Raw genomic sequence first — 15,365 nt, 5'->3', positions numbered from 1 at the left:
TCGGCGTCGGCCTCGGTGTCACCGAGCGTGTAACCGGCCGACGGCCAGGCCATCCAGGTGCAGGTGTGCGGATCGGTCTCGGCGGGCATCCGCCAGCCCGCGCTCATGCCAGACCCGCGTACGTGTCAGGGCGGCGGGTACGCAGGAACGGGAACAGCGTCAGCCAGTCACGGCGCTGGTCCAGATCCAGGTCGGCGACGAGCACCGCCTCCTCATCGCGGGGGGCCTGGGCGAGGATCCGGCCGTACGGGTCGACGATGAACGACGAGCCGTAGAACCTGATCCGCCCCTCGTCGCCGGTGCGGTTGGGCACCGCGATGAACAACCCGTTCGCGATGGCGTGCCCGACGATCACCTGCTGCCACAGCGGCCGGGTGTCGAAGCCCGGATGATCCGGCTCGGAACCGATCGCCGTCGGATAGACCAGCAGGTCCGCGCCGCCCAGCGCATAAAGCCGGGCCACCTCCGGAAACCACTCGTCCCAGCAGGTCGGCATACCCAGCCCCGCGTCCAGCCCGGCCACCCGGTGCACCGGATAGGCGCCCTCGGCCGGGCCGGGCCGGAAGTACTTGTCCTCCACATAACCCTCGGTCACCGGAATGTGGGTCTTGCGGGTGCGGGCCACCACACTGCCGTCCGGGGCGACCAGCACAGCGGTGTTGTAGCCCAGCCCGTCACCGAGGTCGGTCTTCTCGTACAGCGAGGCGTGCACGTGGATGCCGTGCCGGCGGGCCGCCTCCGCGGCGAACGCCACGGTCGGCCCGGACGCCACATCCTCCGCGGCCTCGACCGGAACACCCCTCGGCTCCTCGAACGCCGGATACCGCGACAGAGTCAACTCCGGCAGGAAAACGACCTGCGCACCGGCCTCAGCCGCCACCGCGACACCAGCCGCCAGCACGGCCCTCAACTCCCCGGCGTCAGCACGCCACCGGTGCTGAACCAAACCCACCCGCAGCGGGGCACGAACCGGCGGGTCGACACGGGCCGGCGAGTCGAGCGCCGCGGACCGGAACAGCTTCATGAAGTCCTCCATTAAACGAACCGCATTCGTTTTAGTATGGTGGCCGTAGCGGCAACAAGGCAAGAGGATTGCGTTAAGGGAGAGCACCGTGGGGCGACCGGCCACACCGAAGCTGTCGGTGGAGAAGATCGCCGTCGCGGCACTCGCGCTGGTCGACGCCCAGGGCGAGTTCACCATGGGTGAGATCGCCGCCGCCCTGGCGGTGCGCCCGTCGTCGCTCTACAACCACCTGGCCGGCAAGGTCGAGGTGATCGAGGCGATGCGGGCCCTGATCTTCGCCGACCGGCCGCCCGCACCCGCGCCGTCAGCGAACTGGACCGACGCACTGCGCGATCTGCTGCGCCACTACCGCGACGCGTTCGCCCGGCATCCGCGCCTGATCCCGATGCTCACCGCGCACACCGTGTCCTCCCCCGACGTCGTGCACATGTACGACGACATCGCCACCGTGCTGCACGAGGCGGGCATCCCCACCGAGCGGCTACTGGACGTCATCACCGTGCTCGACAGCTTCGTCATCGGCTCGGCCCTCGACGTCGCGGCACCGGATCAGGTGTGGGATGCCGCTCAGGCCCGTACGCCGGTGCTGGTGGCCGCGATCGAAGCCGCCGGTCAGGGGCGCGCTCGCGCCGATCGTGCTTTTGAACTCGGCCTCGACCTGGTCCTGGATTCCCTGCAGAGCCTCAACCCCGGCGCAGACCGAGTGCTTCCACGATGATCTTCAGAACCGATCTCGAGGACCAACGACGCGCGCAACACCCTCCGACCGAAGCTGTCACGCCGGCCGAGGGCGGTCAAGCGGGCGCACGCGGTGAACGCGCGATCGCCACGCTCAAGACCTGGAAGATCCTGACCAAGCTGCGCTGCTGCCCGCGCCGGTCGACCGCGATCGTGCGAGCCATCCTCGTCCTGCGCCACGTCGAAGCCAACCGCTACCCAGGTTGAAAGGCTCAATGACTCCCCTCGGCGGTGAGGACGTCGAACCGCAAGGTCCTTCCAGACCGAAGCGGCTCGACGCCTCAGCGACGCATGCAGCACGAGTAATGGCGCAGTTTGCCCGATGTTTCTCAGACGTCCGCGGCGCGGTGAGTGATCCGGCCGTCGGCCACGGTAAGCCGTACCGGCAGCGTGGCCAGGTCGGTGTCGGCTACCCGCAGCGGGTCGTCGGCGAGCACGGTGAGGTCGGCTCGCTCGCCGGCGACGAGCCTGCCTGAGCCGGCGTTGATGGTCATGCCCTGCAGCGCTCGCAGCGCAGTGAGCGCCTGATCGAGGCCGTGCGGCGGTTGGCTCAGATCGCGGGCCGGCCGCCGGTGTCGAGCGCCGGCCATGACGCCGAGCGGCGAGTACGGAGCGATCGGCCAGTCCGAGCCGAGCACCACGTTCGCGCCCGCGTCCCACAGATCTCGGCAACGCCATGCGCGGGCGGCGCGCTGCTCACCGAGCCGACGGGACCAGTTGTCGGTGTGGTCGGCGCGGGTGAACTCGCAGCAGTGGGTGGGCTGCATGGACGCGGTCACCCCCAGTTCCGCGAAACGCGACACCAGGTCGTCGGGCAACGTCTCGATGTGCTCGACCCGGTGCCCGATCGGCCGGCACTTGGCCAGCGAGTCGAGTACGTGCCGCACGGCGGCGTCACCGATTGCGTGGGTCGCGGTGGGCACCCCGGCCGTGTCGAGCGCCACCACGGTTTCGGTGTAGACGGCGGGATCCCCCCAGTACGGGTGGGTCGACTCACCGTGGCAGTCCGGCTGCTCCAGCCACGCCGTACCGTTGTCGATCGTCCCGTCCATGAACAGCTTGACGCCGCCGACCCGCCACATGACGCCGCCCTCGCCCTGTGCGGCAATCAGTTCCGCGACGTCGTTACCCGGCCGGCACCAAGGCGCCAGCCGCAACCGCAGCGGCAGATCCCCGCGCTCGTCCAACGCCCGCAGCACCGACCGCTCGGCGGGATCGCCCTCCATCATGTGCCCGCCGGTCAGCCCGGACGCCGCCATCCCCCGCAGCACTTCGGCGACCCGCGCCCGGAACTGCTGCTCGGAGAGCTTCGGCGCGGCCTCCTCGACCAGCATGCTGGCCGGCTCCTCCAGGAGCAGGCCGGTCGGCCGGCCACGCTCGTCGCAGACGATCTCCGCGGCTTCGTCGAACCGGCGTGGTCCTGTCACCCCGGCCAGTTCCAGCGCGCGGTGACTGGCCAGCGTGGAGTGCGCGTCGAAGAGCCGCAGGACCGCGGGAACGTCGTCGAGCACCGGGCCGACGGTGTCCGCGCTGATCGGTTGGTCGCCGAAGATGTTCGGATCGAGCCCCCAGCCGTGCAGCCATTCACCCGGGGCCAGGGCCCGACGGGCTCGGTGCAGCTCGGCGCGCAGGCCGGCCAGATCAGTGCAGTGCGAGAGGTCCGTACCGCGCGTCAAGTCCGCGCCGGAGACCGGATGACAGTGCCCGTCGATCAGACCGGGGATCACCACGGCGCCGCGAAGGTCGAGCACTGTCGTGGCCGGGCCGACCGTTGCCCGTACGTCCGTGTCGTCGCCCACAGCGAAGATCTGGCCGCTGTGGGTGGCCAGCGAACTGTGTGGCTGAAACTGACCAGTCGCCGGGTCCAGCAGGCGGGCGTTGAGCAGGATCAGGTCAGGGTGCGGCATTGTCGGGCTCCTACAGTGTTCCGATGGGCAGGCCGAGCTCACGCTCGGCGGTGGTGACAGCGAAGGCGGCGGCCGCCGGGGGTATCTCGCCGACATTGACGTACGTGCTGACGCCGTCCATCGCGACCAGAATTCGGGTGGCCGCAACCCCGGCATCGGCGGCATTGAACTGCTCGGTCGCGATCCCGTCCGCGATCACCGCGGTCAGCCGGGCGTGCCAGTCGTCCTGCCTGCGGTTGACCTCGGCGCAGAGCACCGGGCGGTAGCGGCTCAGGTGACGCGCGTTGAGCCACAGGCGGCTCACATCGTCGAACTTCTCGCCGATAGCGGCTCCGAAGAATCGCCGGAAGCGCTCCAAGGGCGTGGCTTCCGACGGCGGGAGGAGTTCGTCGAGCTCGGCTGCGACGGTGGCGCCGAACGCGGTGGCAACCAGGTCCTCGGCGGCAGGGAAGTAGTGGCTGATCAGTCCGGGGCGGACGCCGAGGTCCTCGGCGACGCGCCGGAGGGTGACACTCTCCAGCCCTTCAGTCAACGCGACCACGGCGGCAGCCCGCACGATCTCGCTCCGGCGGTCCTCAGCGTTCTTTCGGATCCGTTGCGGGGAGGGGCTTGACGTCATGCCCCTCACGTTATTGGGTGTGTGACCAATAGGCAATTGAGCACCTGACCAATAGAGCAAGCGTGGGAGGTCCCATGACGTCTACCGAGGTACCACCGGCCGATCGAGCCGGACATATCGAGCAACGCGGCATCGAGCACGTCCCCGATGCCGAGCGTCATGGCAGCCCCCGTGAGCTGTTCGCGCTCTGGGCGGCGCCGAACGTCAACTACGTGGCGCTGATGCTCGGCGGCTCGGTCACCGGCCTGCTCGGTCTCGGCTGGCAGGCCGGCTTGGCGATCACCGTGATCGGCAATCTGTTCTGGGTGCTGATCGGTGTCCTCGCGGCCAGCGGCACCTCATCCGGCACACCGAGCGAAGTGATCTCGCGCTCGATGTTCGGGGTGCGCGGCAATCGGGTGAACATCACGGTCACCGGATGGCTGCTCTGCGTCTGCTATTTCGCGCTGAACCTGGCCGCCGCCGCGCAGGCGGCCTTCGCCCTCTCCGCCGTGCTCGGCTGGGCTCCGAGCACGGCCGGCCAGGTGATCCTGGTGATCATGATCGCGGTGGCCATTCTGACCCTGAGTGTCTACGGGCACGCCACCATCACTCGGCTCTACCAGCCGTTCGCGGCGATACTCGCGGTCGCCTTCCTCATCCTCGGTTGTTTCATCCTGGCGCACACCAATTGGGACTGGCGGCCGGCCGAAGAGCTGCACGGCAGCGCCCTGGCGGCCGGCTGGATGGCCGGGATCGCGATTATCGCGTCCGGGCCGCTGTCATACCTGAACAGCGCCGACTTCGCTCGATATCTGCCCAAGGAGACGCCGGCGAGGTCGGTGGCCGGCTGGACCTTCTTCGGGGCATTCCTGCCCAGCACGATCATCTCCGCGCTCGGCGTGCTGGCCGGCACCGCGATCGACATGACCGATCCCCAAACCACACTGGAGACCATCCTGCCGAGCTGGTTCTATCCGGTCTTCCTGCTTGCCGTGGTGCTCGGCCTGATCGCGAACAGCGCGATGACCGCCTACAGCTCCGGCCTGGCCTTGCAGGCTATCGGCCTCAAGGTTCGCCGGTCGATCTCGGTGCTGATCGACGGCGCCGTGGGCATCCTGGTCACGCTCTACGCCTTGTTCGGCTCGGACAATTTCCTGGACACCATCAGCCAGGCGCTGCAGCTGTCCATCATGCTGGTCGGGCCGAGCGTGGCGATATACCTGGTGGACATCCTGCTGCGCCGCAACCGTTACGACGGAGCGCAGCTCAGCGACGAGACCCCCGGCTCGATCTTCTGGTACTCCGCCGGGGTCAACTGGTACGGCACCGGCGCAGCGGTGGCCGGCATGGTCGCTGCCGCACTCTGCATCGACACCGACCTTTACGTTGGCCCCGTCGCCGCGGCCTTGAACGGCATCGACCTTTCGCTGCCAGTCGGCATCCTGGTCACCGCCGGGCTCTATGCGGTGCTAATGCGCGATCGGGTGCGCGCCCAGCTGTAGAGCCTCGGGCGAAATGCGTCCGCACAGCACGCGCATCAACGGGTCACCGGTGAATCATTTCTAACCAGCGGTGACAACGCTGGTGCATAAGTACTGGGAAAGCTGAAAGGTCATGTCCGACATTGACGATCCGCCGACACTGCGCATCGGTGGCTGGATTCCGCCGTACGTCCCACAGGAACCGTCCCGCCCCGAATCCCCCAGACTCGAAGCGGTAGAGACCCGCCGGGCACGCCGCGCACGCGAACGCGAACGCGTCGCCGGCCGACACCGCTCCTCGCGGGTGACATTGCTGATGTACGCCTCCGCCCACCTACTCATGGTCCTCGCCTACGCCGTCGCCGCCCTACTCACGTTCTGCTCCGACGGCCGGAAGACGCAGACCGCCGACCGACCGCCCGCCCACGAAATGGACTCCCGGTGACCCTCGACCCCGACAAGATCCGCGACATCAGTTTCCACCGCCCCCCGCTGGGCAAGCGGGGTTACGCCGAGGATGAGGTGGACGCCTTTCTCCTCCGAGTTCAGGAGGAATTGACCCGGCTGATCGAGGAGAACCAGGAGATGCGGCAGCTGCTCTACCGCTCCGACCTCACCGCCGACATCGAACGCCTGAGCAGCAAACAGGTCGACGCCGAGAAACGGACCATCGCGATCCGCGCCGAACTGGACCGGCTACGCGCCGAGACCCCGCCCGAGCCGTCCCTGCTCAACGACCGGTTCGTCGCGATGGCCCAGCGCACCGGCGACGAATACGTCCGCGACGCGCGGCAGGAGGCCGAGACATTACTGACCAACACCACGGAACGGGCGGAACGGCTGCTCAGCGAGGCAAGCCAGAAAGCCTTCGCGATCGACAGCGACGCCCGGCACCGCCACACTGAGGCGATCAATAGCTTGGCCGGCAAGCGGGCCGCTGCAATCCGTGAAATCGACGAACTTGATGAGTACGCGCGCGACTACCGCGACCGGCTCTACCAGCACATGACGGATCGTCTGGCCCACCTGCGCGAGGCGTAGAGCGGCGAGGCAACCGGCGCGCCGGTGCTGCGTCCATCTGTGGGCTCACCTCGCCATCGGCCACCGACGGTCCGCTCGGCGCGAGCGGGGCTGCGACCGGCATGCCGGATTTGGCGGCGATGTCGAGCGCGGTGACGCTACAGAGATTGAAAGGCTGATGTCCGTCGGCGTGGCTGCGTGATCTCGGTCGATGGGTTCGGTAGGCCGGATTGATGAGGTATCCGGCTGGTGGTGGCATGAACGCGGCAGCCCGGGTCCGGCGTGAGAAGGTCCGGATCCAGGCCGCGGCCATGTTCGAAGAGTCCAAACGGACCCCACAGATTGCTTCTGAGCTGCGGGTTTCCGAGAAGTCAGTACGCATGTGGCGGCGGCAATGGACCGCCGGCGGGACCGCGGCTCTAGCCTCGGCCGGGCCGGGAGGTTCAGACTGCAAACTCACCACCGACCAGCAGGAACAGCTCGCCGAGATGCTCGATGACGGGCCGATCGTGCACGGCTGGGACGACGCCCGCTGGACCCTGGCCCGGGTGGCGGAGCTGATCGAACGCCGTTTCAGCGTCTCTTACACGCTGCGCGGGGTGTCCTATCTGCTGCACCGCATCGGCTACAGCCAGCAGGTCCCCACCCGCCGGGCGCTCGAACGCGACCCGCAAGCGATCGCCAACTGGCACCGCCGGCGGTGGCCGTCGGTAAGAGGTTAGCGGCGGCCCGCGGCGCCTGGATCTGCTTCCCGGACGAGGCAGGCCAGGTGCTGCGACCGCCGGTGAGCAAGACCTGGGCCCGGCGCGGGCACACGCCGGTGGTCGAGATCTCGGGCAAGGGCTCCGGGCGGGTTTCGATCGCCGGGCTGGTCTGCCTGCAGCCTGGCCAACGCGGCCGACTGATGTGGCGCACCCGGTTACATCGTGGCCGCAAAGGCGAACGCGGCAGCTTCAGCGAGGACGACTACATCGCCTTCCTCGACCAGGCACACCAACGGCTGCAGGCGCCGATCGTGCTGATCTGGGACAACCTGAACACCCACGTCAGCCGGCGGATGCACGCGCTGATCGCGGCCCGGGCCTGGCTGACCGTGATCCGCCTGCCGTCCTACGCCCCGGACCTCAACCCGGCCGAAGGCGTCTGGCGGTGGATGAAACGCGGCCTGACCAACATCGCCGCCCACGGCGTCGACCACCTCGCCGAACTCGTCAAACGCCGACTACGCGCCTGCCAGCAACAGACCGATCTCCTCGCCGGCTTCTTCGCCAACACCGGCATGACTCTCGACCCGGAACCCTGGTAACAGCCCGGACCTCAGCCTTTCAATCTCTGTAGCGGACCTCCTCTTCAGTCACGCGACGATGCGGCTTCGCGGGACTCTGCGTGAGCTGTGGTTTCGATGGGGCGCGCGCCGCCCTGAGGCAGGTGGCAGGGCAGCGGCCACCTCCGGATTCTGATCCACCAGGCGGCGATCGATGCGAATTAATGTAGCAGCCCGCGGCATTGACCGGACCACTCAGCGGCACTTATGGTCCGTCCAGCGGAACACCCGCCTGACCGCGAAGGGTGACGCCCATGACGACCATCAATCGACGCCGACTTCTCCAGGGCACCGCCGGGCTCACCGTGGCCGCGGCGCTGACCACGTCGACGACCACCCCGGCGACAGCCTCGCCTGCCGCGCTCGGCGAACCTCAGCCCCTCGACGGCCGCCCGTTCCCGGCCTACGACTACACCCGCGCCAACAAACTTCCGCGCGAGATGACCGGTTACTGGACCAAGTCGTTCGACATCGCGGGCACCACGCGCACCGCCAAGGTCTACATCTCGCCGGAGACACCTATCCGCTCCTACTACACGGTCATCGCGGTACCCGACGGCGTGGACACCGCCGAGTTCCTGCGCGCCTCCCGCTGGCGGGAGACGGCCGACGTACGCGAAGAGGGCCTGTTCGTGCTGGAACCCGGCCCGGACGGCTGGGGCAGCGCCGAGGACGAGGCCGGCTACGTCGACGCCGCGATCGCCTTCTACCAGAGCAACCGCTACTTCTCGATCTTCGGCCTGCACTATCTCGTCGGGTACGGCCGCGGCGGACCCGCTCTGGAGGCCTGGGCGGTGGCGCACCCGCTGCGGGTGATCAGCCAGGTCTACCTCGATTCACCGGGGCTGAGCGCCGCCTACCTGTCCTCGTACGCGGCGCGCGAGTTCGGCGGCGAGACCGACGGCTACACACCCGTCGAGTTCCCGGCCGGTTTCGACCTGGCCCGGTACGACGAGACGCCGGTGCCGACCTGGTACATCGACCCGGACCCACGGACGATCACGGCCAGCCTCGCCTATTGGAAACGCGCCAACGACACCGTGGCCTCCGTAGCCCGGCACGACACACTCGGCACGGTCTATCGGCAGCGCCGCGGGTCCGACCGCTGGATGACCTCGCACGCCGGGCCGGTCTCCGTCGTCGCCGTCCAGCGCCGAGCGGTCAGCACACGCCGGATCGTCGACTTCCTCACCGAGTACACCCGCTACGAGAACTTCTTCGCCTACGGCAACCAGCTCTACGAACGGGCCGACTACGACCGGCTGGGCATCGAGGTCCACACCATGATGGTCGAGGGCTTCATCCGGGAGTACCTCACCTACGTCCCTCGCTCCGCCCGCCGGCCGTGGCGCAAGAAGGCGCCCGTCCTGTTCGTGTGGCCGGGCAACAGCCAGACCGACAAGGTGTTCCTCGACGCCACCCAGTGGTGGAAGGTCGCCGAACGAGAGGGCTTCATCCTCGTCGTGATCTGCGAGCAGTACAGCACCACCTCGGTGTCGGTCAGCCACCGCGACTCGCTCACCTTCTTCCGGCAGCTCCGCGACACGATCACGGCCCGCTACGACGTCGACACCACCCGGTTCTACTCCACCGGGCAGTCAGCCGGCAGCGCGGTCACGCAGAACTTCGCGATCGCCTTCCCGGAGTACTTCGCCGCGGTCGCGTCGACCTCCTTCACCGCCGCCCCGAACGCCTCGGGCACCGTCAGCATCGACGGTGTCGCCTATCCGGCCAGCGGCCGGATGATCCCCAACTACCAGATCTACGGGTACGGCGACCTGGCGTTCCTCGAGGGCACCCTGTGGGACGACATCCAGAACTCCCTGGACAGCTGGGCGCAGTACCACCTGCAGGTCAACGGCCTGACCCTGGCCGACGTCGACACCGTCGCCGGACGGCGCAGTGGCTTCCACGACCGCTTCCAGACCTGGACGTGGAAGGACGACCGCACCGGCGCACCGGTCCTCAAGCTGACGAAGAACCTCTACCGCTCCCACAACACCACGGCCGAGGAGTCGCCGCTGCTGTGGGACTTCCTCAAGCACTACAGCCACGAGGTCGGCGCGGACGGCACGGTCACCCGCTACTACAGCCCATCGGCTTTCCACCGGCCCGGCGACCGCAAGCGTCTGTGAAGAAAGCCGCATATGAGGAGCAATATGAACAACAATTGGCTCAAGACGGTGGTGCCGCTCGCCGCGCTCGCGATCCTCGCGCCGGCCTCGGCCCTCGCGATCAACAATTCGCAGGACCGCTCAGGAAAGCCCACCGGGATCGACCCGGTGTACGGCGTGTGCCGCGGAGTGGACCCGGACTGCTACAGCGACTGGGGCACCGAACGTGACAACAAGGTGCTGGTGTACTCCCGCACCGCGGGACCCCGGCACGCGAACCTCGGGCGGGTGCTGGATCCCGACAACGCCAGTGTGCAGGGCCTCGGACTCCCCCGCCCGTACGTGATCACGCGCGACCACAGTAGCCCGGCGGCCTGGCCCCGGCCGCTGGACAGCTCCAACGTGGCGCAGGCCGCACTGGTCCGGATGCTCACCGCCGACGGCATCGAGGTGCACGTCACCGAGGACGTCCAGGCGATGGAGCGGCTGAACTCCAGCTACAAGGCCGTGATCTTCATGAGCCCCACCCGCGACACCCTGTGGAACCACGCCCGCGGCGCGCAAGGCGGCACCCGCCTCGACTGGGCCCGTGAATCGCTGCGCAAGTACATCCAGGGCGGTGGTGGTTTCGTCGGGATCCACAACGCCTTCGGCACCGAGTACGGCTGGCAGTGGTACGAGGGCCTGCTCGGCAACGCCAACTACTACAACCACGGACGTAACCAGCCCGGCGACGTCGTCATCGTCAACGAGCGCGACGTGTCCACCAAGAGCCTTCCGCGCCGCTGGGGATTCTCCGACGAGTGGTACAACCTCGTCCCGTTCCCGACCGACGTGAACTTCCTCGCCACCGTCGACGAACGGACCCTGGCGGACGGCGCGGGCGGCGAGGGATCACACCCCGGGCACGGTGACTTCCATCCGGTCACCTGGTGCCAGTACTACGACGGCGGCCGCTCCTGGGTCACCACACTCGGCCATGACGCCGCCGCGTTCCAGGAGAACTCGGCCTTCCCCGGCGCCGCCGAGTTCCAGGCCCACCTGGAGCACGGCATCAAGTCGGCCATGGGCAACGAACCGTTCTGTACGCCGGCCCGGCGCGGCAAGCCGTAGCGGAGGGCGAGAAGATGAATAAACGAATCCTCGCACCGATCCTGTTCGCCGTCGCGGTCGCTGTCGGGCCGTCGGCCGCCGTCGCCCAGTCCCCGCACACCAGCGCCGAACAGGCGGAACCGCCGGGCCTGGAGCCGACCGGGGCGGACATGCCCACGGTCGGCGGGAACCTGGCGAACCAGCACTACTCGGGGCTCCAGCAGATCTCCCCGCGCAACCTCGACCGGCTCGGCCCCGCATGGCGTACGCATGTCTCCGCGGTCGCGCCGGCCAGCGACGCCGTCGGCCAGCAAACCACGCCCATCGTGGCTGACGGGGTCATCTACCTCGACACCCCCGGCGGTGAGGTGATCGCCGTCGACGGCGCCACCGGTGCACCCAAGTGGAAGTGGGCACCGGAGGGTTTCGCCACCGCGGACACCCGGCGTGGCGTCTCCATCGGCCAGGGCAAGGTCTACACGCTCGCCGACGGCGACCGTATCGTCGCCCTCGACAAGGACACCGGCGAACAGGTCTGGGCCGTGCAGCCGGCCGTCGAGGCCGGCGTCGACCTGGGCAATCTCGACCGGGTCGCGACCGTCTACCACGACGGCATCGTCTACGCCCACGCGGCCAACGGTGACCGGGCCGCCGTCGTCGCGGTCCGCGCCAGCGACGGCGGCTACCTGTGGCACTTCTTCGGCGGCCCCAGCCGCGGAACCGTCTACACCGACGTCAACGGCAACTCGGTCGACGCCGGCGCCACCTGGGGACCGGTGCTGCCCGACGGCACCGAGTGCAACCTCGAGGGCGGTGCCACGCCGTGGATGCACGGCGCGGTCGACCCCGATCTCGGCTTCTACTACATGACCTTCGGCAACCCGCGCAGCTGCCGCAGCTCGCAGGACGGCTCGCTGCGCCCGGGCGACAACCTGTTCTCCACCACCATGGTCGCCGTCGACATGAAGACCGGCGCGTACAAGTGGCACTACCAGTCGATCCGCCACGACGTGTGGGACATGGACAACGTTCACCCGCCGACCTTGGCCGACATCAGAATCAAGGGCCAGAAGCGCAAGGTGGTGTTCTACGGCAGCAAGTCGGGGCACCAGTTCGTGCTCGACCGGACCAACGGCAAGCCCGTGCTGCCGGTCGTCGACAAGCCGATGATCAAGGACTCCCGGCAGCACAACGCCGAGACCCAGCCCTTCCCGACGCAGCGGCTGCTGCCCGAGTGCGTCGTCTGGCAGAAGCTGGACCCGCGTAACGTCCCGGGCGACCCCTGGCGTGCCGTGCCGAACTACAACGGCTACCAGCCGGACGCGGACGGCAACCTGGTCTTCAACCCGGACAGCTACGTCAAGGCGGACGAACCGTTCCTGACGTACCCGAAGGGCTACCCCACCGACCACCGCCGCGGCTGCATGTACGACCCGCAGTGGGACCTGCCGATCCTCTCCACCACCAGCCAGAACGGCGGTGGCGACTGGTCGAACAACTCCTACAGCCACAGCACGAACATGGTCTACTTCCCGTACGGCACCAACCCGGTGGCGCACTGGAACGGCGCCGCCGCCAACGGGCAGCGGGCGATCGGTCAGTACCAGACCGGCGGCATCCTCGCCTACGACGCCTCGACCGGCAAGGTGAGGTGGCGCAACCACCTCGGCACGGACATGTCGCACGGCCAGGGCCCGATGACGACCGCGAGCGACCTGCTGTTCGCCGGTCAGATCGACGGCCGCCTGCTGGCCATGGACGCCCGCGACGGTGACGTGCTGTGGGAGTTCCAGACCGGATCGGGCATCGCCGGCGCCCCGATCACCTACATGGCCGGCGGTGAACAGTACGTCGCCGTTCTCGCCGCCGGGTCGACCAACCCGTACGGCGGCTCGGTGACCCAGGGCGACTCGCTGTGGGCGTTCAAGCTCGGCGGCACCTACACCACCGAGTCGGGCAGCCAGGAGGGACCGGACACCGCTCCCCTGGCGATCCGCCGTCCCGTGCAAGGCAGCCCGGTGGAAGGCGCCACCGTGGGCAACACCGTCCTGCTGGGTCGCGCCGACCGCACCACCGACACCGCCGCGGCGCGCGACAGCACCTCGCAGCGGGGCATGGCACCGACCCACCTGCGGGTGCCGGTCGGGACCACCGTCACGTTCCTGAACCCGGGGGCCGAGACGTTCCCGAACTTCCCCAACCAGCTGCCGCACTGCGCGACCCAGTACTTCGAAGGGCTGTTCAATCCGCGGCTGGCCCCTGGAGAACGCTTCGAGTTCACGTTCGACCGCGCCGGTGAGTACTACTTCAACGACTGCACCGACCCGCGGCCGGCCGGGAAGATCGAGGTGTACCCGACGCCGCAGGACCTGCCGGGCGCGTTGCGGTTCGTCCCCACCACCCTCGACCTCGGATCCCGGACGGGGACCTTCACCGGCGTCCGGGGCGTGGTGACGGCAACACTGTCCCTGCCGGCCGGCTACCGGCTCGACGGCGAGGTCCAGCTGCGCACGCCGCTGTCGCAGACGCCCGTCACCGCCAGGCACGCGAAGGCGGTCGGCCGTACGTTGCTCGTGGTTTTCGACAAGGCCGACCTCGACAACAACGTGCCCGAGGGTGACGCGGTGCCGCTGACCCTGGTGGCCAACTTCCTGCACGACGGGAAGCAGCAACAGCTGACATCGACAGCGACGGTACGGATCCGCAAGTAGGACACGCCGCCGGGCCCGGCGGGGCGGGTGACTCCCGCCTCGCCGGGCCCGGGACCTCGCTCAGTGCAACGCGGGAGGAACCATGCCGGACAACCGATCGCATCAGATGCCGAGAATGGTCGCCGGGTTGGCCGCGGTCGTTCTGCTGGTGAGCCTCGTACAGCCGGCCTTTGCCCGATCGTCGGCTGCTGCGGCCGGCGTGGCGAACCCAGCGGTGACCGGTCCGGGCGACAGGGCCAACGGCGTCGTGGTCGTCGAGTGGCTCAACGCCTCCAGCGGCTACGAGATCGACTCGACCTGGGCGGCGTCCAGCTACGAGGCCTACCTCCGCGCCGGCGTCACCTGGGTGGGCCTGTCGCTGCAGAACAACGTCATCCAGCAACTGCGCACCTGGAGTCCGCAGCGGTACGGCGCGCTCAACGTCGAGCCGCGCCCGGGCAGCAGCTGCCCGGCCTCGGCCGACACGCCGCTCACCCCCGACAGCGTCAAGGTCAACAATCTGGCGTTCGACATCCTGTCGCAGGCCGGGCGGGCCCTTCGCAAGCCGGCCGGGGTGGATCCCCTGCGTGGGCAGGCACGCACCACGCTGATCGCGACGGGTGCCTCGCAGTCGGCCGCCCGGCTGGTCCCCTACATCAACTCGGTGCACCCCATAGCGCGTGTCTACGACGGATTCTCCCTGGCCATCCCGGTCTTCGACCACGTGATCCGCCAGGACCGCGCGTTCGACCGCCTGAGGACTCCGGTGTTCAAGGTCATGTCCGAGTGGGATCTGACCGTCGGCACCGTGGAGGGCAACAACCAGCCGGACAGCCGTACCCTGCGCACCTGGCAGATAGCGGGAGCACCGCACACCACCTACCAGAACGTGCAGTACCGCATCCCGAACAACGCCCGCGACGATCTTCCGCCCATCACCTTCTGTACCGGCCTGCCGCCCGGCGCCGAGCCCATTTCCCGCATTCCCAGCCGCTACGTGTTCGCGGCGGCCGCCCAGCACCTGACCGGGTGGATCCGCACGGGGACACCGCCGCCGACCGCACCACGGATCAGCACCGTCCCCGGGACCACCGAGATCGTCCGCGATCAGTACGGCAACGCGCTCGGTGGCATCCGGCTGTCGCAACACGACGTGGCCACCGCGACCAACAACGCGACCGGCTGCAGCACCTACGGCTGGCACCGGCCGTTCGACCAGGCCACACTCGCCACGCTGTACCCGTCACACCGCGCCTATGTCGCTCAGGTCACCCGGGTGACGCAGCGCAACGTCCGCGCCGGCTACCTCCTGCCGCCAGACGCCCGCACCACCATCCTCGAAGCCGAACAATCCGGCATCGGCCGCTGACCGGG

Annotated in this window: 13 protein-coding genes and 1 pseudogene; 11 read left to right on the top strand and 3 right to left on the bottom strand. The window is 68.6% G+C overall.

Going from position 1 to position 15,365, the window contains the following annotated elements; translation table 11 throughout:
• Positions 1 to 103: 103 nt before the first annotated feature.
• On the bottom strand, positions 104 to 1,024 hold the full coding sequence (locus AB0F81_RS33665; protein ID WP_360203790.1) for a nitrilase-related carbon-nitrogen hydrolase: 921 nt from the start codon (positions 1,022 to 1,024) through the stop codon (positions 104 to 106).
• A gap of 88 nt (positions 1,025 to 1,112) precedes the next feature.
• Here AB0F81_RS33665 and AB0F81_RS33660 point away from each other — a divergent pair, with 88 nt between their 5' ends.
• Positions 1,113 to 1,742: a TetR/AcrR family transcriptional regulator C-terminal domain-containing protein gene (locus AB0F81_RS33660; RefSeq protein ID WP_360203788.1), complete on the top strand. Its 630-nt coding sequence runs from the start codon at positions 1,113 to 1,115 to the stop codon at positions 1,740 to 1,742.
• Positions 1,743 to 1,775: 33 nt separating this feature from the next.
• Positions 1,776 to 1,969 (top strand): annotated as a pseudogene (locus tag AB0F81_RS33655) (IS5/IS1182 family transposase); the annotation flags it as partial.
• Positions 1,970 to 2,091: 122 nt separating this feature from the next.
• On the opposite strand, the gene AB0F81_RS33650 reads toward AB0F81_RS33655, so the two are convergent.
• Both AB0F81_RS33650 and AB0F81_RS33645 read right to left on the bottom strand, forming a co-directional pair.
• Complete coding sequence (locus tag AB0F81_RS33650) at positions 2,092 to 3,669, bottom strand: amidohydrolase (protein WP_360203786.1); 1,578 nt, start codon at positions 3,667 to 3,669, stop codon at positions 2,092 to 2,094.
• 10 nt (positions 3,670 to 3,679) lie between these two features.
• Positions 3,680 to 4,225, bottom strand: coding sequence for a TetR family transcriptional regulator C-terminal domain-containing protein (locus tag AB0F81_RS33645; protein WP_360203784.1), 546 nt, complete (start codon positions 4,223 to 4,225; stop codon positions 3,680 to 3,682).
• 137 nt (positions 4,226 to 4,362) lie between these two features.
• On the opposite strand from AB0F81_RS33645, the gene AB0F81_RS33640 reads away from it, so the two are divergent.
• From AB0F81_RS33640 to AB0F81_RS33600, 9 genes are all read left to right on the top strand, one after another.
• Positions 4,363 to 5,772: a cytosine permease gene (locus AB0F81_RS33640; RefSeq protein ID WP_360203782.1), complete on the top strand. Its 1,410-nt coding sequence runs from the start codon at positions 4,363 to 4,365 to the stop codon at positions 5,770 to 5,772.
• Between the two features lie 112 nt (positions 5,773 to 5,884).
• The gene (locus AB0F81_RS33635) at positions 5,885 to 6,196 is read left to right on the top strand and encodes a hypothetical protein (protein WP_360203781.1); all 312 of its coding nucleotides are present in this window, start codon (positions 5,885 to 5,887) and stop codon (positions 6,194 to 6,196) included.
• Positions 6,193 to 6,792: a DivIVA domain-containing protein gene (locus tag AB0F81_RS33630; protein WP_360203779.1), complete on the top strand. Its 600-nt coding sequence runs from the start codon at positions 6,193 to 6,195 to the stop codon at positions 6,790 to 6,792. The genes AB0F81_RS33635 and AB0F81_RS33630 overlap by 4 nt, the downstream gene beginning before the upstream one ends.
• A 236-nt stretch (positions 6,793 to 7,028) precedes the next feature.
• A complete protein-coding gene (locus AB0F81_RS33625) occupies positions 7,029 to 7,493 on the top strand; it encodes a winged helix-turn-helix domain-containing protein (RefSeq protein WP_360203777.1) in 465 nt (154 codons plus the stop codon).
• On the top strand, positions 7,472 to 8,077 hold the full coding sequence (locus AB0F81_RS33620; RefSeq protein ID WP_360203775.1) for a transposase: 606 nt from the start codon (positions 7,472 to 7,474) through the stop codon (positions 8,075 to 8,077). Before AB0F81_RS33625 ends, AB0F81_RS33620 begins: the two co-directional genes overlap by 22 nt.
• Before the next feature lie 272 nt (positions 8,078 to 8,349).
• Entirely contained in the window at positions 8,350 to 10,230 is a 1,881-nt protein-coding gene (locus AB0F81_RS33615; protein WP_360203774.1) for a hypothetical protein, read from the top strand.
• A 24-nt stretch (positions 10,231 to 10,254) separates the two neighbouring features.
• Positions 10,255 to 11,322 (top strand): ThuA domain-containing protein, encoded by a 1,068-nt coding sequence (locus AB0F81_RS33610; RefSeq protein WP_360203772.1) that lies wholly within the window; start codon positions 10,255 to 10,257, stop codon positions 11,320 to 11,322.
• A 14-nt stretch (positions 11,323 to 11,336) separates the two neighbouring features.
• On the top strand, positions 11,337 to 14,012 hold the full coding sequence (locus AB0F81_RS33605; RefSeq protein ID WP_360203770.1) for a PQQ-binding-like beta-propeller repeat protein: 2,676 nt from the start codon (positions 11,337 to 11,339) through the stop codon (positions 14,010 to 14,012).
• Between the two features lie 82 nt (positions 14,013 to 14,094).
• Positions 14,095 to 15,360, top strand: a complete 1,266-nt coding sequence (locus tag AB0F81_RS33600) for an alpha/beta hydrolase domain-containing protein (protein WP_360203769.1) — start codon at positions 14,095 to 14,097, stop codon at positions 15,358 to 15,360.
• The last annotated feature ends 5 nt before the right edge of the window (positions 15,361 to 15,365 follow it).

The sequence above is a fragment of the Actinoplanes sp. NPDC024001 genome, from assembly GCF_040638955.1.
GTDB lineage: Bacteria > Actinomycetota > Actinomycetes > Mycobacteriales > Micromonosporaceae > Actinoplanes.
This window is presented reverse-complemented; position numbering and strand designations above follow the sequence as displayed.

Excerpts from the sequence above, each read along its gene's own strand:
- AB0F81_RS33665 (WP_360203790.1), bottom strand. The coding sequence starts at position 1,024 with ATGAAGCTGTTCCGGTCCGCGGCGCTCGACTCGCCGGCCCGTGTCGAC.
- AB0F81_RS33650 (WP_360203786.1), bottom strand. The coding sequence starts at position 3,669 with ATGCCGCACCCTGACCTGATCCTGCTCAACGCCCGCCTGCTGGACCCG.
- AB0F81_RS33640 (WP_360203782.1), top strand. The coding sequence starts at position 4,363 with ATGACGTCTACCGAGGTACCACCGGCCGATCGAGCCGGACATATCGAG.
- AB0F81_RS33635 (WP_360203781.1), top strand. The coding sequence starts at position 5,885 with ATGTCCGACATTGACGATCCGCCGACACTGCGCATCGGTGGCTGGATT.
- AB0F81_RS33625 (WP_360203777.1), top strand. The coding sequence starts at position 7,029 with ATGAACGCGGCAGCCCGGGTCCGGCGTGAGAAGGTCCGGATCCAGGCC.
- AB0F81_RS33615 (WP_360203774.1), top strand. The coding sequence starts at position 8,350 with ATGACGACCATCAATCGACGCCGACTTCTCCAGGGCACCGCCGGGCTC.
- AB0F81_RS33610 (WP_360203772.1), top strand. The coding sequence starts at position 10,255 with ATGAACAACAATTGGCTCAAGACGGTGGTGCCGCTCGCCGCGCTCGCG.
- AB0F81_RS33605 (WP_360203770.1), top strand. The coding sequence starts at position 11,337 with ATGAATAAACGAATCCTCGCACCGATCCTGTTCGCCGTCGCGGTCGCT.
- AB0F81_RS33600 (WP_360203769.1), top strand. The coding sequence starts at position 14,095 with ATGCCGGACAACCGATCGCATCAGATGCCGAGAATGGTCGCCGGGTTG.